This is a genomic window from Streptomyces nigrescens (assembly GCF_027626975.1).
In the GTDB taxonomy this organism is placed as follows: Bacteria; Actinomycetota; Actinomycetes; order Streptomycetales; family Streptomycetaceae; genus Streptomyces; species Streptomyces nigrescens.
The window spans coordinates 7,222,707-7,245,640 of sequence record NZ_CP114203.1 but is presented as its reverse complement, the minus strand read 5'-3'; the positions used below and the strand labels follow the sequence as shown (position 1 = coordinate 7,245,640).

18 protein-coding genes are annotated in these 22,934 nt (G+C 72.5%); 5 read left to right on the top strand and 13 right to left on the bottom strand.

Annotation, left to right across the window (positions count from 1 at the left end; genetic code table 11):
• Window positions 1–29: 29 nt before the first annotated feature.
• Window positions 30–1,685 carry a CTP synthase gene (locus STRNI_RS32060; RefSeq protein WP_018087951.1) on the bottom strand — a complete coding sequence of 552 codons (1,656 nt, stop codon included), beginning with the start codon at window positions 1,683–1,685 and terminating at the stop codon, window positions 30–32.
• A gap of 410 nt (window positions 1,686–2,095) precedes the next feature.
• Between STRNI_RS32060 and STRNI_RS32055 the strand changes: the two genes are divergently transcribed.
• Window positions 2,096–3,907 carry a glycoside hydrolase family 15 protein gene (locus tag STRNI_RS32055; protein ID WP_277413348.1) on the top strand — a complete coding sequence of 604 codons (1,812 nt, stop codon included), beginning with the start codon at window positions 2,096–2,098 and terminating at the stop codon, window positions 3,905–3,907.
• 60 nt (window positions 3,908–3,967) lie between these two features.
• Here the strand turns inward: STRNI_RS32055 and STRNI_RS32050 are convergent, their stop codons facing one another.
• Window positions 3,968–5,188, bottom strand: coding sequence for a beta-1,3-glucanase family protein (locus STRNI_RS32050; protein ID WP_277412469.1), 1,221 nt, complete (start codon window positions 5,186–5,188; stop codon window positions 3,968–3,970).
• An 11-nt stretch (window positions 5,189–5,199) separates the two neighbouring features.
• Entirely contained in the window at window positions 5,200–6,228 is a 1,029-nt protein-coding gene (locus tag STRNI_RS32045; RefSeq protein ID WP_277412468.1) for a glycoside hydrolase family 16 protein, read from the bottom strand.
• Between the two features lie 140 nt (window positions 6,229–6,368).
• Between STRNI_RS32045 and STRNI_RS32040 the strand changes: the two genes are divergently transcribed.
• Window positions 6,369–7,421, top strand: a complete 1,053-nt coding sequence (locus tag STRNI_RS32040) for a LacI family DNA-binding transcriptional regulator (RefSeq protein WP_018087954.1) — start codon at window positions 6,369–6,371, stop codon at window positions 7,419–7,421.
• A 156-nt stretch (window positions 7,422–7,577) separates the two neighbouring features.
• Window positions 7,578–9,209: a PucR family transcriptional regulator gene (locus STRNI_RS32035; RefSeq protein WP_018087955.1), complete on the top strand. Its 1,632-nt coding sequence runs from the start codon at window positions 7,578–7,580 to the stop codon at window positions 9,207–9,209.
• A 27-nt stretch (window positions 9,210–9,236) separates the two neighbouring features.
• On the opposite strand, the gene STRNI_RS32030 is transcribed toward STRNI_RS32035, so the two are convergent.
• From STRNI_RS32030 to STRNI_RS41690, 7 genes are all read right to left on the bottom strand, one after another.
• Window positions 9,237–9,926 carry a LysE family translocator gene (locus tag STRNI_RS32030; protein ID WP_277412467.1) on the bottom strand — a complete coding sequence of 230 codons (690 nt, stop codon included), beginning with the start codon at window positions 9,924–9,926 and terminating at the stop codon, window positions 9,237–9,239.
• A gap of 400 nt (window positions 9,927–10,326) precedes the next feature.
• On the bottom strand, window positions 10,327–11,490 hold the full coding sequence (locus STRNI_RS32025) for a glycosyltransferase family 4 protein (RefSeq protein ID WP_026169334.1): 1,164 nt from the start codon (window positions 11,488–11,490) through the stop codon (window positions 10,327–10,329).
• Between the two features lie 731 nt (window positions 11,491–12,221).
• Window positions 12,222–13,013, bottom strand: coding sequence for a hypothetical protein (locus STRNI_RS32020; RefSeq protein WP_277412466.1), 792 nt, complete (start codon window positions 13,011–13,013; stop codon window positions 12,222–12,224).
• 152 nt (window positions 13,014–13,165) lie between these two features.
• Window positions 13,166–14,893, bottom strand: coding sequence for a DNA repair protein RecN (recN, locus tag STRNI_RS32015; RefSeq protein ID WP_159490533.1), 1,728 nt, complete (start codon window positions 14,891–14,893; stop codon window positions 13,166–13,168).
• A gap of 735 nt (window positions 14,894–15,628) precedes the next feature.
• Window positions 15,629–16,570, bottom strand: a complete 942-nt coding sequence (locus tag STRNI_RS32010; RefSeq protein WP_202444142.1) for an NAD kinase — start codon at window positions 16,568–16,570, stop codon at window positions 15,629–15,631.
• Window positions 16,567–17,382, bottom strand: coding sequence for a TlyA family RNA methyltransferase (locus STRNI_RS32005; protein WP_159490220.1), 816 nt, complete (start codon window positions 17,380–17,382; stop codon window positions 16,567–16,569). Before STRNI_RS32005 ends, STRNI_RS32010 begins: the two co-directional genes overlap by 4 nt.
• 7 nt (window positions 17,383–17,389) lie before the next feature.
• Window positions 17,390–17,962, bottom strand: a complete 573-nt coding sequence (locus tag STRNI_RS41690) for a hypothetical protein (RefSeq protein WP_026169336.1) — start codon at window positions 17,960–17,962, stop codon at window positions 17,390–17,392.
• A gap of 74 nt (window positions 17,963–18,036) precedes the next feature.
• Between STRNI_RS41690 and STRNI_RS31995 the strand changes: the two genes are divergently transcribed.
• Entirely contained in the window at window positions 18,037–18,384 is a 348-nt protein-coding gene (locus tag STRNI_RS31995) for an SCP2 sterol-binding domain-containing protein (RefSeq protein WP_093648059.1), read from the top strand.
• Between the two features lie 105 nt (window positions 18,385–18,489).
• Here the strand turns inward: STRNI_RS31995 and STRNI_RS31990 are convergent, their stop codons facing one another.
• The 3 genes from STRNI_RS31990 to STRNI_RS31980 all read right to left on the bottom strand — a co-directional run bounded on the left by STRNI_RS31990 (window position 18,490) and on the right by STRNI_RS31980 (window position 21,795).
• Window positions 18,490–19,350: an ABC transporter ATP-binding protein gene (locus STRNI_RS31990; protein WP_277412465.1), complete on the bottom strand. Its 861-nt coding sequence runs from the start codon at window positions 19,348–19,350 to the stop codon at window positions 18,490–18,492.
• Window positions 19,351–19,615: 265 nt separating this feature from the next.
• Complete coding sequence (locus STRNI_RS31985) at window positions 19,616–20,749, bottom strand: FecCD family ABC transporter permease (protein WP_277412464.1); 1,134 nt, start codon at window positions 20,747–20,749, stop codon at window positions 19,616–19,618.
• Window positions 20,746–21,795: a FecCD family ABC transporter permease gene (locus STRNI_RS31980; protein WP_174876475.1), complete on the bottom strand. Its 1,050-nt coding sequence runs from the start codon at window positions 21,793–21,795 to the stop codon at window positions 20,746–20,748. The genes STRNI_RS31985 and STRNI_RS31980 overlap by 4 nt, the downstream gene beginning before the upstream one ends.
• A gap of 62 nt (window positions 21,796–21,857) precedes the next feature.
• Between STRNI_RS31980 and STRNI_RS31975 the strand changes: the two genes are divergently transcribed.
• Window positions 21,858–22,886: an ABC transporter substrate-binding protein gene (locus tag STRNI_RS31975; protein ID WP_018087968.1), complete on the top strand. Its 1,029-nt coding sequence runs from the start codon at window positions 21,858–21,860 to the stop codon at window positions 22,884–22,886.
• Window positions 22,887–22,934: the final 48 nt, after the last annotated feature.

Below are 22,934 nucleotides of genomic sequence, written 5' to 3'. Positions count from 1 at the left end.
CCCGGCAACCGTATCCGCCGTGGTGTCCCTTACTTCGCGGTGCCCGTCTTGCGCGCGACCGCGGCCTTCACCAGCCCAGCGAAGAGCGGGTGCGGACGGGTCGGGCGGGAGCGCAGCTCCGGGTGCGCCTGGGTGGCGACCAGGTAGGGGTGGATCTCGCGCGGGTACTCGACGTACTCGACGAGCTTGTTGTCCGGAGAGGTGCCGGAGAACAGCAGCCCGGCCTTCTTCTCCAGCTCACCGCGGTAGGCGTTGTTGACCTCGTAGCGGTGGCGGTGGCGCTCCTCGACGTAGGGCTGGTCGTCGTAGACCTCACGGACGATCGAGCCCTCGGCGAGCTTGGCGGGGTACATGCCCAGCCGCATCGTGCCGCCCATATCGCCCTCACCTGCGACGATGTCCATCTGCTCGGCCATGGTGGAGATGACCGGGTCGGCCGCGGCCGGGTCGAACTCGGTGGAGTTCGCGCCCTCGATGCCGGCCAGGTTGCGGGCCGCCTCGATGACCACGCACTGCAGGCCCAGGCAGAGGCCGAGCAGCGGGAGCTTGTTCTCCCGGGCGTAGGTGATCGCGCCGACCTTGCCGTCCACACCGCGGTCGCCGAAGCCGCCGGGGATGCAGACCGCGTCACAGTCGGCGAGCTGCTCGGCGGCGCCGGCCGGGGTCTTGCAGTCGTCGGAGGTGACCCACTTCAGCTTCACCCGGGTCTTGTTCGCGAAGCCGCCGGCCCGCAGCGCCTCGGTGACCGAGAGGTAGGCGTCGGGAAGGTCGATGTACTTGCCGACCAGCGCGACCCTGACCTCGTGGTCGGGGTTGTGGACGCGGTCGAGCAGGTCCTCCCACTGGGTCCAGTTCACATCGCGGAAGGGCAGGTCCAGCTTGCGCACGACATAGGCGTCCAGGCCCTCGGTGTGCAGGACCTTGGGGATGTCGTAGATCGACGGGGCGTCGATCGCGGCGACCACCGCGGCCTCGTCGACGTCGCACATCAGCGAGATCTTGCGCTTGATGGCGGTCGGGACCTCACGGTCGGCGCGCAGCACGATCGCGTCGGGCTGGATACCGATGTTCCGCAGCGCCGCGACCGAGTGCTGGGTCGGCTTGGTCTTCAGCTCACCGGACGGGCCGATGTAGGGGAGCAGCGAAATGTGCACGACGAAGACGTTGTCCCGGCCGACCTCGTGGCGGACCTGGCGGACCGTCTCCAGGAACGGCAGCGACTCGATGTCGCCGACGGTGCCACCGACCTCGGTGATGACGACGTCGACGTCCTCGGTCGCCATCCGCCGGATGCGGTGCTTGATCTCGTTGGTGATGTGCGGGATGACCTGCACGGTGTCACCGAGGTACTCACCGCGCCGCTCCTTGGCGATCACGGTGTTGTAGACCTGGCCGGTGGTCACGTTCGCGGAGCCGTCGAGGTCGACGTCCAGGAAACGCTCGTAGTGGCCGATGTCCAGGTCGGTCTCGGCACCGTCGTTGGTGACGAAGACCTCACCGTGCTGGAACGGGTTCATCGTTCCGGGGTCGACGTTCAGATACGGGTCGAGCTTCTGCATCGTGACCCGCAGACCGCGCGCCTTGAGGAGAGCACCCAGGCTGGAGGCGGTGAGCCCCTTGCCCAGCGAGGAGGCGACGCCCCCCGTGACGAAGAGGTGCTTGGTCGTCGTGGATTTGGGCGGCATGGCCAAGAGGGAGCTCCCGTGGTCGCGAGGTGGAGAGGTGCGAAGCGGCGCGTCCCCGTTTTCAGGGGTGCCGTCGCTGCGGTTCGGGGGTTCTCGTGCCCACCGGTCCACGGGGTACCAGGCTATCAGCGACCGGGCATGGTCGCGCCCGGCCACGCACGGCGACCGGGCGGTGACGGCCGGGGTGACAGTGTCACGTGATGGAGGCCACCCGTTCGGAGCACGTCAGTCCGTGCGAGGGTCGCGCGGATCACCCACGTGCGTCGTATCCTGCTCGGACACTCGCAACGAGCCGTCCGGGAAGGCACCACCCCCGCCCGATTTCCGGTCCCGCTGCTCGGCGACGTTTCATGGGCAGGACGGACCGATTCATACGTCCCATGGGGGGCGTGACTCCAGCTCGACGGGAGATGCACGTGGCCGGGCGCATCGAGGACTACGCACTTATCGGCGATATGCAAACCGCCGCTCTAGTGTGCCGGGACGGCACGGTGGACTGGCTGTGCCTGCCCCGCTTCGACTCCCCGGCGGTCTTTGCGGGGCTGCTGGGCACGGAGGAGCACGGATTCTGGCGGATGGGGCCGGTCAACGGTCCCGGGGGCCGGCCCGCGCCGGCCGATCGCCGGCGCTACCGGGGCGATTCGCTCGTCCTGGAATCGGAGTGGGACACCCCGCGCGGCACCGTCCGCGTGATCGACTTCATGCCGCCGCGTGATGGAGCGCCGCAGCTGATCCGCATCGTGGAGGGCGTCAGCGGCCGCGTCCCGATGCGCTCGCAGCTGCGGATGCGGTTCTCCTACGGCTGGGTCGTGCCCTGGGTGCACAAGATCGACGACCGTACGGTCGCGGTCGCGGGCCCCGATTCGGTGTGGCTGGACACCGAGGCGGAGACCTACGGCAAGGACCTGACGACCTTCTCCGACTTCACCGTTTCTCCGGGTGAGCGGATCGCCTTCACCATCAGCTGGGAGCCCTCGCACAAGGAGCCGCCGGCCGTGGCCGACCCGGAGGGGGCGCTGGAGGCCACCGAGGAGTTCTGGCGCGAGTGGGTCGAGCACTGCACGTACCACGGTCCCTACCGGGACGCGGTGGTGCGCTCGCTGATCACGCTGAAGGCGCTGACCTACGCGCCGACCGGCGGGATCGTGGCGGCGCCGACGACCTCGCTGCCGGAGTGCCTGGGCGGTGTCCGTAACTGGGACTACCGCTTCACCTGGCTGCGGGACGCGGCGATCACCCTGTCCTCCCTGCTGCGCACCGGCTACCGCGAAGAGGCGCGGGCCTGGCGGGAGTGGCTGCTGCGGGCGGTGGCTGGTGATCCGGAGAACCTGCAGATCATGTACGGCATCGCCGGTGAGCGGGAGCTCGGCGAGAACGAGCTGCACTGGCTTCCCGGGTACGAGAACTCCCGTCCGGTGCGGGTCGGCAACGGCGCCGCGGGACAGCTCCAGCTCGATGTCTACGGCGAGGTCACCGAGGCGCTGCACCTGGCGCACATGACGGGGCTGGCCCGTAACGACTACGCCTCGCTGCTGCAGCTCAAGCTGATCCAGTGGGTGGAGAAGCACTGGGACGAGCCGGACGAGGGCATCTGGGAGGTCCGCGGTCCGCGCCGGCACTTCGTGCACTCCAAGGTCATGACCTGGGTCGCGGTCGACCGCACGGTCAAGCTGATCGAGTCCGGGGATGTCGACGGACCGCTGGAGCGCTGGAAGGACCTGCGCGAGACGATCCACCGGGACGTCTGCGAGAAGGGTTACGACAAGGAACGCAACACCTTCACCCAGTCCTACGGCTCCCAGGAGCTGGACGCCTCGCTGCTGCTGATCCCGCAGATGGGCTTCCTGCCGCCGGACGACAAGCGCGTCATCGGCACGATCGAGGCGATCCAGCGGGAGCTGTCCACCGAGGACGGCTTCGTGCTGCGCTACCCGACGTCCGGTGCGGACGACCTCGGGGTGGACGGTCTGGAGGGCGAGGAGGGAGCCTTCCTGGCGTGCTCGTTCTGGCTCGCGGACGACCTCGCGATGATCGGCCGGGTGGACGAGGCCCGCAAGCTCTTCGAGAAGCTGCTCTCGCTCCGCAACGACCTGGGCCTGCTCGCCGAGGAGTGGGACCCCAAGGCCCAGCGGCAGGTGGGCAACTTCCCTCAGGCGTTCAGCCATGTTCCGCTGATCGACACGGCGCTGCGGCTGACGGCCAGCGGGGCTTACGGGGGTTAGCCGGCTCTTCGGCTCGGAGTTCTGTGGTGCCGCCCGTTTTCGGGCGGCACCTTCTTCGTGTCAGAACGGGGTCAGGGTGAGGGTGATCTCCCTCGGGGTGCCGTCCTCGATGTAGGAGGCGAAACCGGCGACGTCGTCGAAGGCGAAGCCGTAGGCCTTGCCGTCCTGGGTCGCGGCGTGCATGGCCCGGGCGTAGTGGTTGGTCAGCCGCTGCCGGTAGAAGGCGGCCGGGTCGGTGGTGGGCTGGGTGGCGTGCGAGGTGAGGGTGGAGCGGTTGAGGGCGGCGCCCAGGATGGCGGCGACCGGGCCCAGGGTGCCGTCGTTGGGGGCGGCGAGGGTGCCATCGCAGAAGAGGACATCGCGGGTGGACGGCTTGTCGAAGGAGACCGTGCCGATGGGGGCACCACCCTGGCCCTTGAAGCCTTGGGGGACGGTGAAGACGAGCTTGCCGTCGCGGACCCGGCCGGTGAAGGTGCCCGCGTTGGTGGTGACGGTCAGGTCCTTGGCCGCGTAGGCGGACCAGGCCTCGTCGATGGCCGGGGCGAAGTAGTCCTGGGCGAACAGCCCGCTGTCCAGGCCGTGGCCGGGGGCGATCACCCGCCGGTCGCCGATGACCAGGCGGTCGAAGCCCTCGGCGGCCTTGACGTCGGAGAAGATCCTGGCGCGGGCGCCGTCCTTGAGCGTGCCGGTGGTCTGTTCCTTGGCGCCCGAGAGCTTGATCGCGAGCGGCACGCTGAACATGTCGACCATGGTGGTGTTGCAGTACATCCCGCCGGAGTTGTACGTGAACTCGGCGCAGTCGTGCAGCACGTCGTAGTTGGGGTCGCCGGCGACCCAGCCCGCCGGGTAGGCGAGCGCGGCCTTGCCGTTGCCGTCCTCGACCGCCTTGAACTTGAGCTTGCCGCCCAGCGCGGTGTAGATCCGGCCGGACATCTGTGGCAGGCGGAGGGTCGTGGTGCCGCTCGCGGCGAGCGGGATCGCGTAGTCGGTGAAGCCGTCCGGCCCGTTGTCGGCCAGTGCGACGGGCCGGAGCTCACCGTCCGGGGTGACGTACACCTGCCGGGTGCCGTCATTGCCGACGACGTAGATCCAGACCGAGGAGTTGGCGTAGGCGCCGGAGTGGTTGACGAGGTGCAGGGGCAGGCCGGCCGCGGACCGGGCGGGCCCGCGGGGTGCTGCGGCCGGGGCGGGGGCGCCGGCCGCCCGGCCTGCCAGGGCGATTCCGGAGGCGGTGGCGGCGCCGGCGGCGAGAGTGCCGAGCAGACTGCGGCGAGTGATCACGAGGTGGCTCCTTACGGGTGCCGGTCGGTGGGGGTGGCGGCCCGGTCCGTACGGGCTCCGGCGGGCTGCCGTACGGAGACCGCGACATGGTCGACGAGGAGGGAGCCGCCGGGCCGGGTGGCGTCGGTGGGGGTGGCGAAGCCCGCGGCGCCGTCCAGGAACGCGCCGCCCATCGCGAGGTTGAGCAGCAGGAAGTGGCCGTGGTGGGTGGCCCGCGCCCAGGTGTCGGCGTCCATCTCGGCCGCGCTCACGGTGTGGAACTTCTGCCCGTCGACATACCAGTTCAGCGCTTCCGCGGCGCTGTTGGCGCGGTCCAGCTCCAGCGCGTAGGTGTGGAAGCCGGCCTGGCAGGCACTGCCGGGGCACTCGCGGGAGTTGCCCCTGCCCTGGGATTCACCGCACGGCCCGCCGGGGTTGACGCCGCAGTGCAGCACGCCCCAGACCTTGTTGACGCCGTTGACGTTCTCCATGATGTCGAACTCGCCGATGCCCGGCCAGTTCCAGTAGGTGCCGCGGTAGTCGGCGCCCAGCGTCCAGAAGGCCGGCCAGTAGCCGAGCGCGTCGTCGCCGGAGACCTCGGGCATCCGGATGCGCGCCTCGATGCGGAGTGTGCCGCCGGACGGGGCCGCGAAGTCGGAGCGCCGGGACTCGATGCGGCCCGAGGTCCAGGTGGTGCCGTCCTTCCGGGCCGTGATCCTGAGGTGGCCCGCGCCGTCGAGCTGGAGGTTCTCCGGGCGGTCGGTGTAGGTCTGGCGTTCGCCGGTGCCCCAATTGGGAGGGCCCGAGGGGTAGCCGGTGCCGGTGTCGATGATCCAGTCGTCGGCGGCGGGGCGGGATCCGGCGGCGCCGTCGAAGTCCGTACGCCAGACTTCCTGGAAGGCGGCGGAAGCGGCTTTCGCCTTCGGGACGGGTGCCGCCTGCTCGGCGGAGGCCGTCGGGAGGGTGAGCGCACAGGTGGTGACGAGCGCGGCGCCGACGGCAAGGAGCGACGCCCCTGCCCGGTGGTGCGCCCGTTTCCCGGGCCGAATTCTCATGCTCATGACATTCTCTCCTCGGCACAGTGGGGGTCGTGAGGAGGTCCGTGGGGGTTTCCGGAGTGAGAGCGCTCTCATATCGTGCGCTGTGCACCCTGCCGACTCGACGGCAGACCGTCAAGTCACCGCGTGGAAAAAGGAGTTGAATGGTGTCTGAGCCGAACGGTCCGCGGCCGACGCTGGAGGCGGTCGCGGCGCTCGCCGGGGTCTCCCGCGCCACGGTGTCCCGCGTGGTCAACGGCGGTGCGGGGGTACGGGCCGCGGTCCAGGAGCGGGTGCGTCAGGCGGTCACCGAGCTGGGCTACGTGCCGAACAGCGCGGCCCGCTCCCTGGTCACCCGCCGCACCGGAGCGGTCGCCGTGGTCATCGCGGAGCCGGAGACCCGGGTCTTCAGCGATCCGTTCTTCGGACGCCAACTGCGCGGCATCAGCCGCGAACTGGCCGCCGCCGACACCCAGCTGCTGTTGATGTTCGTCGAGCACCGCGACGACTACGACCGCATCGGCCGCTATCTGTCGGCCGGGCATGTCGACGGCGCGCTGATGTTCTCGCTGCACCGCGACGACCCGCTGCCCGCCATGGCCGAGCGCGCCGGACTGCCCACCGTCTACGGCGGCCGGCCCGGCTGGGCGGGCGCCGACCGGGTGCCGCGGCCGCTGTACGTCGACACCGACAACCGCGGTGGGGCCCGGCAGGCCGTACGCCATCTCCTCGGCCGCGGCCGCCGCCGGATCGCCGTGATCACCGGACCGCTCGACCAGACCTCCGCGGTGGACCGCCTCGACGGCTACCGCGAGGCGCTGGGCACCGCGGAGCCGGACCCACGGCTGATCGCGGACGGCGGGTTCACGGCACACGGCGGCGAGCGGGCCATGGCCGAACTCCTGGACGCCGCACCGGATCTGGACGCGGTCTTCGTCTGCTCCGACCTGATGGCGAGCGGCGCGCTGCGCACCCTCCGGGCCCGCGGACGACGGGTGCCGGAGGAGGTGGCGGTGGTCGGCTACGACGATCTGGAACCGGCGGCGTGGGCGGATCCGCCGCTGACCACGGTGCGGCAGGACGTGGAGGAGATGGGACGGCTGATGGCCCGGCTGCTGCTGCGGCTGCTGGATCCGCGGAAGACGGAGGGGTCGGACGCGGTGGAGCTCGCACCGGTGATCACGGAGGCGCGGCTGGTGGTGCGGGAGTCGGGGTGAGAGGGCCTGGGGCAGGTCGGGGTGAGAGGGCCTGGGGCAGGTCAGGGTGAGAGGGCCTGGGGCACCAGGAGGCGACCGGGCTCGTCCACCTTCCATACGGCACCGTAATCCGGACCGCGCGGGTCCGGATAGCGGACTACGGGTACCGTCCTCGCCATGGGGCAGGAAGCGAAGATCGAAGCCGAGATCACGGTACGCAGGGCGCTGGAGCTGCCCGCGCTGCGCCGCGGCCTGCCGGAGGTGCTGGCCGGCGGGGACCGGCTGGACCGTGCGGTCCGCTGGGTGCACGCGGGCGAGGTCCCGCATATCGCCTCGCTGCTCAAGGGCGGCGAGCTGCTGCTGACCACCGGGCTCGGGCTGGGCGCCCGGCCGTCCGAGCAGCGCGCCTTCATCCGTAAGCTCGCGGACCGCGAGATCGCCGCCCTCGTCGTGGAGCTGGGCTCCCGTTTCGCCTCACTGCCCACCGCGCTGGTCGATGCCGCACGGGACTGCGGGCTGCCGCTGATCCAGCTGCACCGCGAGGTCCCGTACGTCACGGTCACCGAGGCGATCCACACCGAGATCATCAATAGTCACTACGCGCTGCTGCGGCGCGCCGACGAGATCCTGCGGCGCTGCACGGATGTGCTGCTGCGCGGCGGAGGCGTCCCCGAGGTGCTCCGGCTGCTGGCCGTCTTCACCGGCAACCCGCTCTGCCTGGAGGCCCCCGACGGCAGCCCGCTCTACGCGGCGGGGCCGGAGGGTGACGACGACGGCCCCGCGGATGCCGACCCGCTGCTGGCCTGGGAGGGCCTGCGCGACACCGGTCTGCGGGTCGATGTGCCCGGTGGCGGCCACGGCCCCGACGCGGTCCGCGCCCGCCTCGTCCTGCTGCCCGTCAACGCCCCCCTGGCGCCGGTGCACCGGATCGCCGCCGAACGCGCCGCCGATCTGCTCGCCGTCGTCATGCTGCAGTCCCGCCAGGAGGAGGTGCTCGCCGCCCGCGGCCGCGGCGACTTCCTCGCCGACCTGGCGGAGGGCCGGATCTCCGCGGCCGAGGCGCCCGCGCAGGCCCGCCTGCTGGGCTTCCGCCCCGGTGACGAGCCCGTGTTCCCGGTGGTGATGCGGCTGCCCGCGGGGCTCCCCTCCCCCGGCAGCTGGGCGCTGCTCGCCCAGGCCCTGCGCGAGGAACTGGCGGCCCCCGGGGTGCCCGTGCTGCTCGGCGTCCGCCCCGTGGAGGGCCGGGTCCCGATGCTGGTGGCGCTGCGCGCGGGCCAGGACCGCGACGCGCTCGCCGGCCGGATCGCCGAGGCCCTGCGTGCCGGGATCGTCCGCGCGGGCCTGGACCGGCCGGCCACGCACCGCCCGGTGGTCGTCGTCGGTACGCCGGGTGACTGGGCGGCGGCGGGCCCCGGTCTGCAGCATGCGGCGGAGGCGGCGGCCGCGGCCCAGGGCCTGCCGGAACAGCCCTGGTACGACGCACGCCGGCTGGACATCGAGCTGTTGCTGTGGCGGATGCGCGAACACGGCGAGCAGGGTGTGCTCACCGACTTCGTGGAGCGCGCCATCGGGCCGCTGCTGGCCCATGACCGCGCCGCCCGCCAGCCGCTGCTGCCGACGCTGGAGGCCTATCTGGCCAGCGCGGGCCGCAAGGCCGAGACCGCCCGCGACCTGAATGTGAACCGGCAGACGCTGTACGACCGGCTGGCCCGTATCGCCCAACTGCTGGGCACGGACCTGGACGATCCGCAGACCGTCCTGGGCCTGCGGCTGGCCCTGCGCGCCAGACGCCACACGGACAAGCCGTAACGGGCGGCGGCCGCCGGGGGCGGCGCGTCATCCCGCGACCGTCTCGGCCGCCGTCCCCATACCGAGCGCGATCAGCACCCCGCCCGTGGTGCGCTCCAGATTGCGGTGCACCCGGGGACGCCGCAGCCCTCGCAGCAGCTGGCCCGCGCAGACCACGACCAACAGCAGCCAGCCCGCGGCGATCACCGCGTCGACGGCCCCGAGCAACAGCGTCGTACCGAGCACCGAGTGCCCCTCGGGGAGGAACTGCGGCACCACGGCCACGAAGAAGATCCCGACCTTGGGGTTGAGCAGACAGCTCAACAGCCCCTGCCGGAAGGCACGGAGGGGCGCGAGGTTCGCGAGGGGCGGGAGGGGCGGGGCGGCGTGGCCGTTCGGTTCCGGGGTGTCGAGAGGGTCGGGGCCGGTCTCCGGGCGGTCCGCCGCGGCGGAGCGCCGGTGCGCCCAGAGCGCCTGCCCGCCGAGCACCACCAAGTAGGCGGCGCCCGCCAGCCGTACGACCATGAACGCCGCGTCCCAGCGCTGCAGCGCCGCGGCCAGCCCGACCGCGGCGGCCACCGCCCAAGCGAGCGAACCGACGGCGGCGCCGACCGCCGTGGCGGCCCCCGTACGCCGCCCACCGCGCACACAGTTGCGCAGCACCAGAAGGGTGTCCGGGCCGGGAGCCATCGTCACCAGCAGGGCGAACAACGCAAAGCCCGCTACCGCAGCGGTCACGGCACTCTCCTTTCGTACCTGCGACCCGGGTTGGGGCGGAGGGGCCACACGTATGGGTCTTACATCAATTTGCTTGCGGGGAGCGTATCGTCCGGGTCCGTGGTGCCGGAGCGGATGTCCGGGCTGCCTCTCGGGGGGCGGCGGAGGACGGAAGGGCGGAAAGGCGGAAGGGCGAGAGGGCCGGGGGCTGGGAGGCCGGGGCTGGGGTGCCGGGAGGCCAGGCGGCTGGGGTGCCGGGCAGCTGGGGCGCCAGGGTCCTGGGGTGCCGGGCGGCGGAAACAGCGGTCGGGCTGGGCGAGCGGACCGGCCGGAGCGGAGGGACCGGCTGGGCCGGCCGTATTGGCTAGGCCGGCCGTATTGGCTGGGCCGGCTGAATCGGGCCCGGGCCGGGCCGTATGGGTCAGACCGGCTGAATCGGCTGGGTCAACTCGTCGTAGACGCTGAGGACCTGGGTGACGGTGTCGTTCTCACTGGGCCAGCCGGCCGCCTGGGCGCGGCCCGCCGCGGAGAGTGCGTCCCGCCGCGCGGGGTCGGCGAGGAGCGCGAGAACGGTACGGGCCAGGGCGGCGGCGTCCCCGTAGCGGACCAGTTCCGCGGCCCGGCCGACCAGTTCGCGGGTGCCTCCGGTGTCGGTGGCGACCAGCGGCACCCCGGCGCGCAGCGCCTCCTGGGCGATCAGCGAGCGCGCCTCCCACCGGCTGGGCAGCACCACCAGGTCGGCCGCGGCGAGGAGTTCGGGCACGTCGTCACGGCGGCCGAGCAACTGGACGGGCAGCTGCTCGACATCGATCCGCCGCTGCAGCGCGGTCCGCTGCTCGCCCTCCCCGGCGATGGCGACCAGCGGCTGCGGGTCGAGCGCGCACCAGGCATGCGCCGCGTCCAGCAGCAGGTCATGGCCCTGGTTCGGGTCGAGACGGCCCACCGCGAGCAGCAACGGACGGTCCACCGCGCCCAGTTCGGCGCGTTCCTTGTGGCGCATCCGGTCGTGGTCCTCGCACTCGTCCGGTGTGCCGCCGGACCGGGGGCGCGGAATCGCGACCGGCGCAAGCCGTGCATCACGGGCGCCCCGCTCGCGCGCCCGGTCCACGAGATCGGAACAGGCCCCGAGGACGACGGCGGCGGCCCGAGCCACCCGCCGCTCCATCAGATGCACCACCCCGGCTCGCGCGCCCTCGATGTGCGCCTTGGTGTGCCAGGTGATGACCAGGGGGACCCGCCGCCCACCTCGGGGGCCGCGCAGTCCGCGCAGCGCCATCGAGGCCCGCAGCCCGGCCCGCAGGCCGTGCGCATGGACGAGGTCGGCGTCCCAGCAGGCACTGCGCAGCACGGCCACACTTGCCGGATCCATCCGCGGAGGGACCTGCACGAACCGCGCGCCCGCCCCGGTGAAGTCGTAGGCCTCCTCGGTCTCCGGCGTGGCACAGACGGTCACCCGCACCCCGCGCGCGACCAGCCCTTCGGCCAGCGAGCGGACATGCGCCGCGCTGCCGGCGCTGCCGTGCCCGAGCACCTGGACCGTGCGCAGCGGCGACAACCCGTGCGCCGAGGTCGGGGTGCTGATCACGTGATAGGGCTCCTGGATCGGGGGCGGGCGGACCACACCGGCGGGTCGGTCCGCTGTGCTGCGGCGCGCGGCCGGCGGCCACCTGCCTGCCCGGCGGACGGACAGGACGCGGCGAGCGCGCCCGGGACTGCGCACCGCGCCCAGGATGCCAGCCCGGGGAGGTCAAATCGGCACCCTCCGGCCGCCGTTCCGGTGGGAAGTCTCACCTCGGCGCCCACCAGATCACCCACATGGGCGACAAACCGCCCGCGCGGGTTAACGGCACCTGCGGGTGACCCCACTCCCCGGAGTGCGCCTTGCGCCGTGACATGCGGCGCGTGCGCCGCCGCCCGGAGCGCGCCCGGCGTTTGGCCGGATAAGGACTTGATGGTCGCGGAGTGCCGTCGGGAATGACCGCCCCTGTGCGCGTTTGGCCCGTGAAGGGCCATGGCCGCCCGGATGTCCTGCGCTCGGCGGCACTGCGGTGGGCGGTCCGTCGGGCGATACGGGTGGCGCTCCTGTGGCCTCGGGCTTGCCGGACCGGGCTTGTCAGGCACTGGCTTGCCGAGGCCTGGCTTGCCCGGTGGAGGGCCCACAGTGGGCCGGAGCCTGGGTCACCTGGTGGACCGGGCCTGCGGCGCGTAATCCGGACGGGCGGCGTTCCCCTCACGGGCCGAAGCCCCCCGGACGGGCCACCTTCGGCCAGGCCTTCAGCAGTACTCAGGCTTCAGCAGGACCCAGGCCTTCAGTACTCAGATCGCCGCGGCCGCCCGGCTGACGCGGTCGCCCGCGGCCGCGGCGGCGATCAGGCCGGCGGCGTGCGCGGCCAGGCCCCGGCGGCCGTTACTCGTGACGATGGCGAGACCGAGCGCCGCGCCGAGGGCGTGCGCCCCGGCGTCCCCGATCATCGTGCGCTCCCCGAGGTCGTCACCGAGGACGGCGGCAACGGCCCCCATGGGCGCGGCGGACAGCGGGCGCGCCGGACCGCGGCGCAGCAACCCGGGTGCGCCGACGGCCAATACGGAGCCGGCCGCCCGGCCCGGACGGACGTCCAGGAGGTTCACCAGATGGGCCGAGCCCGCGATGACCACGCCCGCCAGCAATCTGTCGGCCGGGCGCTCCTTGAGGAGGGCACCGGCCGCGAGCCCGGCGGCGCCGATCCCGAAGAGCTTCACGGCCCCGCTGGTGACCTCTCGCTGCCGGAGCGCCGACAGGTGCGCCCGGAATCCGCGGCGTGGATCACTGGCACCGAACACGTCGTCGTACGCACCGCAGCCCCCGGCGGCCAGCACCGCCAGCGCCGCGGCGGCCCGGGTCCGGCCGGGCAGCCCCGGTGCGGTGACGGCGGCGAGGGCGGTTCCGGTGGCCGTGGCGAGACCCGCGTGCAGATCCGCGGTCCGGCCGGCGTAGTTCTTCCGCTCCCACAGGACGGCACCGCCCGGCGGCCGCTTCCTGAGCGCCGTGTACGCCGCCCTCGTCGCCCCTGCCGCCCCCAGGAACGCCGAGATCCGTCCCAGCGTCCTGCTGCCTGTCACCGCCACCATGTCCTCCCCTCGCCCGGCACCCTGCGGTGCTCGGCTCCCGTCACCCTAGGGGCGGGAGTCGACCGGTGAAGGGGAAATCAGGCGGGAATGACAGCCTCGGCGTCCAGTGGCAGGCGAGAGGACCGGTGTGCCCCTGGCTCGCGCGCCACGTCCTAGCTGCCCGTACGCGCCGTCTCCAGCAGCTCCTCGGCGTGCGCGCGGGCCGTTTCGGAGTCCTCCTGGCCGGCCAGCATCCGGGAGAGTTCGCGGACCCGCTCCTCGCCTTCCAGGACCGTGACACCGCTCCTGGTGACCGACCCGTCGTTCGTCTTCGCCACCAGCAACTGGCGGTCCGCGAACGCCGCGACCTGCGGAAGGTGCGTGACCACCACGACCTGCGCCGACTTCGCGAGCCTGGCCAGCCGCCTGCCGACCTCGACGGCCGCCTTGCCGCCGACCCCGGCGTCGACCTCGTCGAAGAGATAGGTCGGTACGGGGTCGGAGCCGGCGAAGACCACCTCCACGGCGAGCATCACCCGGGAGAGCTCACCGCCGGACGCCCCCTTGGCGATCGGCCGGGGCGGTGCGCCCGGGTGCGGGGCCAGGAGAAGTTCGACCTCATCGGCGCCGGCCGGCCCGTAGGCCACCGTGCGGCCGCCGACCTCGATGCCGTCGGCGTCCTCGGCGACCTCGGTCTGACGGATCTCGACGGTGACCCGGGCGTGCGGCATGGCGAGTTCGGCGAGTTCGGCGGTGACCGCGTCGGCGAAACGCTTCGCCGAGGCCGTACGGGCATCGGTCAACGTTTGTGCCAGTTCGCCCAGTTCGGCGCGGAGTGCGTCCCGCTCGACGGTCAGCTCGCCGATCCGGTCGTCGTCGCCCTCCAGTTCGGAGAGCCGGGCGGCGCTCTCCTCGGCCCAGGCCAGCACCGTCGCGATGTCCTGGCCGTACTTGCGGGTCAGGTGGTTCAGCGCGGCACGGCGTTCCTCGACCGCGGCGAGCCGCAACGGGTCGGCGTCCAGGCCGTCCGCGTAGCTGGCCAGCTCGCCCGCCACGTCCGCCATCAGGATGCCGATCTCACCGATCCGCTCGGCGAGCCCGGCGAGCTCCTGGTCATGGCTGCGTACGGCCTCCAGTGCGCGATGGGCGCCGGCGACCAGGGTGGTGGCGTCGACGCCCTCGGGGTCCTCGGGGTTGCCGGCCAGCGCGGCGTGCGCGACGGTCGCGGCGGAGGCCAGCGCCTCGGCGTGACCGAGCCGCTCCGCCTCGGCGGCGAGTTCGGTGTCCTCGCCGGGCTGGGGCTCGGCCGCCGCGATCTCGTCGAGGCCGAAACGCAGCAGATCGGCTTCCTGTGAGCGTTCGCGGGCCTGCGTCGTCAGCTCGTCCAGCTCGGTGGCGACGGCACGCAGCCGGCGGTGGGCGGCGGTGTACTTGGCCAGCGGGACCGCGACCGTGTCCCCGGCGTAGCGGTCCAGGGCCTGGCGCTGACGGGCCGGCCGCAGCAGGCCCTGCTGGTCGGTCTGGCCGTGCACGGCGACCAGATCGTCGGCCAACTCCGCCAGGAGGCCGACCGGTACGGAACGGCCTCCCACATGAGCGCGCGAACGGCCCTCCGCGGAGAGCGTGCGGCTGATCAGCAGCGCCCCGTCGTCCAGCTCCGCACCGGCCTCCTCGGCCCGTACCGCGGCGGGGGCATGGGGACCGACGCTGATCCTGCCCTCCACCACCGCCGACTTGGCTCCGATCCGCACCAGGGCGGGGTCGGCGCGCCCGCCGAGCAGCAGGCCGAGGCTGGTGACGACCATGGTCTTGCCCGCGCCCGTCTCGCCGGTCACCGCCGTGAAGCCCGGGGACAGCTCGACAACGGCGTCATCAATGACACCCAGGGACCGGATCCGCATCTCCTCCAACACGGATACGACCTTACGAGGTCCCGGGACCGCCCCGCGACGGCCTCCCCTCACTCCTGCCGCCCGACCTGCGGAAAACCACATCGAAAAACGGGGGGATTCCGCATGGTGCGTGATCACGCTCAGCCGTCACGCTGATCACAGTCCGGAACGAAAGGTGTGCTCATGTCCAGCAGATCGACATATGCGAGGCGGCACGGTCACCGTCGCGGATCCGCCAAGTCAGCGGTGGCCATGCGGGGTGCGGTGGCAGTTGCCGGCGCGGGGGCGGTTGCCTGCGCCGGGGCGATCGCCGGAGCATCGATGCCGCCGCTCATCGGGACCGGCGCGGGCGGTCTGCCGTCCGCCGCAGGCCGGGCGACGGCGGCGGGTGGCGCCGCGGGCACGGCCGCCGCTCTGCTCCGCGACCGGATCCCCATGTCGATATTCGCGAGGCCGATCCTCGCGATTGCCTCGATGAGGGGAGTGAGGAAGATCAGGGGGCGGACCGTCGCCCGGCAGCGCCACGGTTTCGCGAGGCTGCGCGCGATCGGCACCGGCTGCCGCCTGACCCGGCGGCCACGGGGACGCCCCCGACGCCCCGAGGCACCGGCTGGGGGCTCACCACCGTGCGTGGGTCCGCCCCTCTCCCCCGCCGCCCGCGCCGAGGCACTCCTCGTACACGGGCGCAGGGGGAAGGGCCACGGTCGCCACGGGCCCCTTCGCCGAGGGGCCGGGGCAGGAGGGCTAGTGCGGCGCCCCCCGCCACCCCGCCACCGGGAGGGCGAATTTGGCGACCAGACGATCCGTGAAGGAGGCATGGTGCAGACGGGCCAGGCGTACGGGTACGGCGCCGCGGCGGACCTCGACGCGGGCGCCGGCGGGCAGTTCGACACTGCGGCGGCCGTCGCACCAGAGAATGCCGTGCGGGGTCTTGGGCTGGACCTCGACCGCCAGCACGGAACGCGGCGACGTGATCAGCGGTTTGGCGAACAGCGCATGGGCGCTGATCGGGACCATCAGCAGGGCCTCGACCTCGGGCCAGACCACCGGCCCGCCGGCCGAGAAGGCGTACGCGGTCGAACCGGTCGGGGTCGCGCAGACCACCCCGTCGCCGCCGAAGCGCGAAACTGGCCGGCCGTCGACCTCGGTCACGACCTCCAGCATCCGCTCCCGTGCGGCCTTCTCCACCGACGCCTCGTTCAGGGCCCAATCGGTGTGGACGACATTGCCGTTGTTGCGGACGAGGACATCGATCGTCATCCGCTCCTCGACCTCGTACGCCCGGGTGACGACCCGGTCGACGACCTTGTCGAGGTCGTCGCGCTCGGCCTCCGCGAGGAAGCCGACCCGGCCCAGGTTGACCCCGAGCATCGGGACCCCGGACGTCCTGGCGAAGTCCGCGCCGCGCAGCAGCGTGCCGTCCCCACCCAGGACCACCAGGAGTTCGCAGCCCTCGGCGGCGCACTGCTCGGAATCGACGCGCTGGACCGACGACGGCAGCGGCAGGTCCGCCGCCTCCTCCGCCAGCACCCGCACCCCGATGCCGCTGCGCAGCAGCCCCTGGACAACGAGTTCGGCACTGCGGATGGCCGCGGGGCGGCCCGTGTGTGCGAGCAGGAACACCGTCCGCCCGGCTCCGGTGTTCTCGTGTGCTGCGCTGCCTTCAACTGCCTGGGTAGTGGTCAACGAGGCCCCTCCGCCACTGCACGGTCGACGTCCGCCGGGTCGAGTGCAGGCGCCCCGGCGCGCAGCCACAGAAAGTACTCGACATTCCCGGAAGGTCCAGGCAGTGGGCTCGCAGTTACGCCAAGTACGCCAAATTCCAGTTCGGCGGCCCGGCTCGCGACCGCGCGTACGGCCTCGGCCCGCAGCTCCGCGCTGCGCACCACCCCACCGCTGCCCAGCCGCTCCTTGCCGACCTCGAACTGCGGCTTGACCATCAGCACCAGATCCGCGCCGGGCGCCGCACAGCGGGCCAGCGCGGGCAGTACGAGCCCCAGCGGGATGAACGAGAGATCGCCGACGACGAGGTCGACGGGTTCCGAGTCGATCTGTTCCAGCGTCAATTCGCGCACGTTGGTGCGGTCCTTCACGGTGACCCGCTCATCGCTCTGGAGCGACCAGGCGAGCTGTCCGTATCCGACGTCGACGGCGACGACATGACGGGCGCCGGCCCGCAGCAGGACATCGGTGAAGCCACCGGTCGAGGCGCCCGCGTCCAGCGCCCGGCGGCCCTCGATCTTCAGACCGAGCGGGACGAACGCGGCGAACGCCCCGGCGAGCTTGTGCCCGCCGCGCGAGACATAGTCGGGATCGCTGTCGTCCTCGCGGACGACCACGGCCGCGCTGGTCTCCACCTGAGTGGCCGGTTTGGTCGCGGTCGCCCCGCCGACGGTCACCCGGCCCGCGGCGATCAGCTGGCTGGCGTGCTCGCGCGAACGGGCCAGCTTGCGGCGCACCAGCTCCGCATCGAGTCGGCGTCGTGCCACTCCTGCCACCTGTGGTTCAGCTCCTGTTGTCGTGCGTCGTCGAGGAAGGGGCGGGCGGCCCGGGGTGCTGGTCGAGACCGGCCAGCACATCGCGCAGCCCACGATGCACATCCTCGTACACCTGGAGGTGTCCGCTCGCGGGGAGGTGGTCGGCATCGGCGAGGCGCCGCAGTCCGGCATCGACCGCGGCCTCACCGGTCGGTGTCACTCCCACCCCGATCGGCTGCGGCCCGGCGGGCCCCTCCGGCTCGGCCGTGGTGCCCGGCCTGTCCCGGCCACCCGGCTCAGCCGCGGTGCCCGCCCTGCCCTGGCCACCCGGCTCGGCCGTGGTACCCAGCCTGCCCTGGCCACCCGGCTCGGCTGTGGTGCCCAGCCCGCCCTGGCCATCCAGATCGACGTTGGCGCCCCGCCGCCCCTGGTCACCCGGCTCAGCGGCGCCGCCCGACGCGACAAGGCCGGACAGCAGGCCACCCGCGCTGCTCACGCCTCCGCCGCCCTCGTGCGCCCCGGGCTCCCCGGGCTCCGTGGGCTCCCCTGGCGCGGCTTCCGCGGGCGCCTCCGGCTCCGGGCCGGACATCGGCTCTTCCATGCCACCGACGCTACCCCGGCGGAGCCGCTCGAGGACGAACAAGCCGTCCCCGACCTGGCGTATCGTCGCTCACGATGGCAACCCTCGACCAGTGCCGCGCCGCTCTCGACCGGCTGGCCCAGAACCTGTCCTCTGCCGACGGCAGCGTCCGCCGCGCCGCCACGCTCGACCGCTCGCTCAGCTGCCGCATCACGGACCTCGATGTGACCTTCCTCGGGCGCCTGGCCGACGGCACCATCCAGGAGGTGACCAGCGTGCCCGGCCCGCCCCCGCACAAGGCCGAGATCCGGCTGTCCATGGCCGGCGACGACCTGGTGGCCCTGGTGGACGGAGAGCTGAACTTCGCCAAGGCCTGGGGCAGCGGCCGCGTCAAGCTGGAGGCCGGCCTGCGCGACCTCCTGCGCCTCCGGACACTGCTCTAACAGCAGCCCCGCTCAGCCGCGCCCTGTCCGGCCGCAGCCCACTCCGCCCGCTCCCCCCACTCCGCCCGCCCCGTCGCCCCCAGGCTCCTTCGCTCTCCTACCGCCCTACCGCCCACCCGCCTGTCCGGCCCCCGCAGGTGCCTTCTCCGCCGTCGGACGGTCGGCGCGGGAGCCGCCGTTGCGGGGCTTGCGGGCGGCCGGGACGACCAGCGGGGTGCCGGTCTCCGGGTCGTCGATGATCTGGCAGCCGAGGCCGAAGACCTGTTCCACCAGCTCTGCCGTGACGATGTCGGACGGGGCGCCCTCGGCGATGACGGCACCGTCCTTCATGGCGATGAGGTGCGTCGCGTAGCGGGCCGCGTGATTGAGGTCGTGCAGCACCGCGACCAGTGTGCGCCCCTGCTCCTCGTGGAGCTCCGCGCACAGGTCCAGGACCTCGATCTGATGCTGGATGTCCAGATACGTCGTCGGCTCGTCCAGCAGGAACAGCGGGGTCTGCTGGGCGAGCGCCATCGCGATCCACACCCGCTGCCGCTGTCCGCCGGACAGCTCGTCGACATAGCGGTCGGCCAGCTCACCGACCCCGGTGGCCGCCATCGACTCCTCGACGATCCGCTCGTCCTCGGGCGACCACTGCCGCAGCAGCCCCTGGTGCGGATAGCGGCCCCGTGCCACCAGATCCGACACGGTGATCCCGTCCGGGGCAATGGAGGACTGCGGCAGCAGCCCGAGCGTCCTGGCGACCTTCTTGGCCGGCAGCGAGGAGATCGCCGCGCCGTCCAGCAGTACCGACCCCTTGGCCGGTTTGAGCATCCGCGAGAGTGCGCGCAGCAGCGTGGACTTACCGCAGGCGTTCGGGCCGACGATGACCGTGAAGGAGTGGTCGGGGATGGCGACCGAGAGGTTCTCGGCGATGACCCGCTGGTCGTAGGCGAGGGTGACGTTCTCGGCCGTAAGACGGCTCACTTCGGAACTCCTGGGGTTGTCGTGTCACTGCTGTTGCCCGGCCCGGCACCCGCCGCACCGCCACCCGCCGCACCGCCGCCGCCCGGAGGGCGCACCGCCGCCCGGCCCACGCGGGGTTCCCGACCCGCCGCACCGCCACCCGCCGCACCGGCACCGCCCGGAGGGCGCACCGCCGCCCGGCCCACGCGGGGTTCCTGCCCGGCACCGGCCGCGCCGCCCTCCGGCGCCCACCGCCCGGCCCGTGCTCCCGCGGCCGCCCGGCCGCTCATACGCGTCCCGCCTTGCGCTCCGTGGCCAGCAGCCACAGCAGATAGCCGCCGCCGAGGACGCCGGTGAGCACCCCGACCGGCAGCTGGTCGGCGCCGAAGAGCCGCTGTGACGCCCAGTCCGCGGCGACCAGCAGCACGGATCCCATGAGGGCGGACAGCACCAGATTGGGGCCGGGCATGGGGGCCCCTCCCCCGCCCTTGAGCCACCGTGGGAGGGTCAGCCGGCGGGCCACCTGGGGTGCGGTGAGCGCGACGAAGGAGATCGGCCCGGCCGCCGCGGTGGCGGCGGCGACCAGCACAACCGCCGCCAGCAGCACGGTGATACGCACCCGGTCGACCCGTACACCCAGCGCATGGGCGGCGTCATCGCCCATCTCCAGCATGCGCAGCGGCCGCCCGTGGAAGAGCAGCAACGGGACGAGGACGGCGCAGACGACGGCCAGCGGCTGGACCTGGTCCCCGTCACGGCCGTTGAGGGAACCGGTCATCCAGGTGGTGGCCCGGGTCGCCTCGACGATGTTCGCCTTGGTCATGAGGAAGAGCACCATCGCGTAGAGCATGGCGCTCGCTCCGATGCCGACGAGCACGAAGCGGTAGCCGTGGATGCCGCGCTTCCAGGCGAGCAGGAAGATGGCGACACCGGTGCCCACCCCGCCGGCCACCGCTCCGGCCGCGACCCCGAAGGCCCCGGCCTGGAAGTAGACGATGGCGACCAGGGCGCCGACGGACGAGCCCTGGGCGAAGCCGAGGACGTCCGGACTGCCCAGCGGGTTGCGGGAGACGGTCTGGAAGACCGCCCCGGAGATTCCGAACGCGGCGCCGACCAGCAGCCCCACCAGCACCCGCGGCAGTCGCAGCTCGTGCACGATGTACTGCTGGCCGGGGTCCCCGTCGCCGGTCAGGGTGGCGAACACCTCGGCCGGGGTCATCGGGTAGTCGCCGGAGCCGATCAGGGCGATACCGGCGGCCAGCGCGACGGCCAGCAGCAGCAGTCCGACCACCGTGGCGCGCACGTCCAGGCGCAGCGAGACGCCGCCCTTGGTGCGTACCGCCCGCACCCGCCGGACCGCCGCCGGTACGTTCTCGGCCTCGGGCCCCGTGCCCTTGCCGGACTTCACGGTCGCGCTCACAGCTGGGCCATCCTCCGACGTCGTACGAGATAGATGAAGACCGGGCCGCCGAGGACGGCCGTGACGATGCCGACCTGCAGCTCACCGGGCCGGGCCACGACCCGGCCCAGGACATCCGCACCGAGCAGCAGGACCGGTGAGAGCACCGCGGAGTACGGCAGGATCCAGCGCATATCGGGCCCGGTGACGGCCCGTACGGCATGCGGAACCATCAGGCCCACATAGACGATCGGGCCGCAGGCGGCGGTCGCCCCGCCGCACAGCAGGGTGACGGCGAGCATCGCCATCACCCGGGTGCGGGTCAGCCGGGCGCCCAGCGCGCGTGCCTGGTCGTCGCCGAGCGCGATGGCGTTCAGCGGCCGGGCGATCAGCAGCGCGAGGACGCCGCCCACCGCCAGGAACGGCGCGATCCCGGTGACCGTCGGCAGGGTGGCCGAGGCCAGCGAACCCACCGTCCAGAAGCGCATCTTGTCCAGTGCCGCGGTGTCCATCAGGTTGACGGCGTTGATGTAGCCGATGAGGACGGCGGTCAGCGCGGTGCCGGCCAGGGCGAGCCGTACGGGTGTGGCACCGCGGGTGCCGCCGAGGACGTACACCGCGACATTGACCACCGCTGCGCCGGCGAACGCGAACCACACATAGCCGGTCAGCGAGGTGATGCCGAAGAAGCTGATGGCGGAGACGACCGCGGCGGAGGCACCGGCGTTGATGCCGAGAACTCCGGGGTCCGCCAGGGGGTTTCGGGTCAGCGCCTGCATGACCGTGCCGGCGAGGCCGAGCGCGGCGCCGACGATCAGGCCGAGCAGGGTGCGCGGGAAGCGGACATCGCGGATGACCACGTCGGTGTCGGACCCGGAGTAGTGGAACACCCCGTGCCACACCTGGTCGAGGGGGATCTGTTTGGCGCCGACGGCGATACCGAGGACGACGATGACGGCCAGCACGGCCACCGAGACCACCAGCCCCGCGGAGCGCAGGAGGGGGCGCCGCCGGGGTGTCACGGGGTCCGGAGCCGTTGCCGCTTCGGGGGGACTGTCAACCAACACGACGGTTAGGTTAGCCTACCCTCACATTCGACTCGCAGCCCCTCCCAGAGAGAAGTGCACCCATGAGCACCTCCCGAAACGTCACTCCGTCCCGTCGCGGCATCTTGGCCGCGGGCGGCGCCGTCGGCATCGGCGCCCTGCTGGCCGCGTGCGGCGGAGGAAAGGACTCGGGGGGCGCCAACGGCGACGCCAAGACCGGCCCTTGGTCCTTCACCGACGACCGCAAGGAGAAGGTCTCCCTCAAGAGCACCCCTCAGCGTATTGTCGCCTTCACCGGCACCGCGGCCGCTCTGCACGACTTCGGGATCGACGACCAGATCGTCGGTGTCTTCGGCCCCACCAAGCTCAAGAACGGCAAGCCCGACCCGCAGGCCGGCGACCTGGATGTCGACAAGGTCACCATCATCGGCAACGCCTACAACCAGTTCAACGTCGAGAAGTACGCGTCGCTGCGCCCCGATCTGCTGGTGACGAACATGTACGAGCCGGGCGCGCTGTGGTTCGTCCCGGACGACAGCAAGGACAAGATCACCCCGCTGGCGAAGAGCGTCGCCATCACCTCGGCCCGGGTCCCGCTCCTCAAGATCATCGAGCGCTACGCCGACCTGGCGAAGTCACTCGGCGCCGACCTGGGGGCCAAGAAGGTCACCGACGCCAAGGCCCGCTTCGAGAAGGCCTCCGAGGCGCTGCGCAAGGCCGCCAAGTCCCACCCGGTCAAGGTGCTCGCCTGCTCCGGCAGCCCGGACCTCTTCTACGCCTCCAACCCCGGCATCAACGCCGACCTCATGTACTACAAGTCCCTCGGCGTGGATCTGATCGTCCCCGACCACCTGGACAAGGGCGGCTACTTCGAGAGCCTGAGCTGGGAGAACGCCGACAAGTACAAGGCGGATGTACTCCTGCTGGACAACCGGACCGCCACCCTCCAGCCCAAGGACCTGGCGGCCAAGCCCTCCTGGGCCAAGCTGCCCGCCGTCAAGGCCGGCCAGATCACCCCGTGGTCGAGCGAACCACGCTTCTCCTACGCGGGCGCCGCCCCGCTCATCGAGTCGCTCACCAAGGCCATCGAGGGCGCCAAGAAGACCAAGTGACCGACGGCCGCGGTGGATCGCCGGACACCGGCCGCAGCACGCCCCGGC

Coding starts and splice junctions, on each gene's coding strand:
- STRNI_RS32060 (WP_018087951.1), bottom strand. CDS start 1,685: ATGCCGCCCAAATCCACGACGACCAAGCACCTCTTCGTCACGGGGGGC.
- STRNI_RS32055 (WP_277413348.1), top strand. CDS start 2,096: ATGCACGTGGCCGGGCGCATCGAGGACTACGCACTTATCGGCGATATG.
- STRNI_RS32045 (WP_277412468.1), bottom strand. CDS start 6,228: ATGAGCATGAGAATTCGGCCCGGGAAACGGGCGCACCACCGGGCAGGG.
- STRNI_RS32040 (WP_018087954.1), top strand. CDS start 6,369: ATGGTGTCTGAGCCGAACGGTCCGCGGCCGACGCTGGAGGCGGTCGCG.
- STRNI_RS32035 (WP_018087955.1), top strand. CDS start 7,578: ATGGGGCAGGAAGCGAAGATCGAAGCCGAGATCACGGTACGCAGGGCG.
- STRNI_RS32020 (WP_277412466.1), bottom strand. CDS start 13,013: ATGGTGGCGGTGACAGGCAGCAGGACGCTGGGACGGATCTCGGCGTTC.
- recN (WP_159490533.1), bottom strand. CDS start 14,893: ATGCGGATCCGGTCCCTGGGTGTCATTGATGACGCCGTTGTCGAGCTG.
- STRNI_RS41690 (WP_026169336.1), bottom strand. CDS start 17,962: ATGGAAGAGCCGATGTCCGGCCCGGAGCCGGAGGCGCCCGCGGAAGCC.
- STRNI_RS31995 (WP_093648059.1), top strand. CDS start 18,037: ATGGCAACCCTCGACCAGTGCCGCGCCGCTCTCGACCGGCTGGCCCAG.
- STRNI_RS31975 (WP_018087968.1), top strand. CDS start 21,858: ATGAGCACCTCCCGAAACGTCACTCCGTCCCGTCGCGGCATCTTGGCC.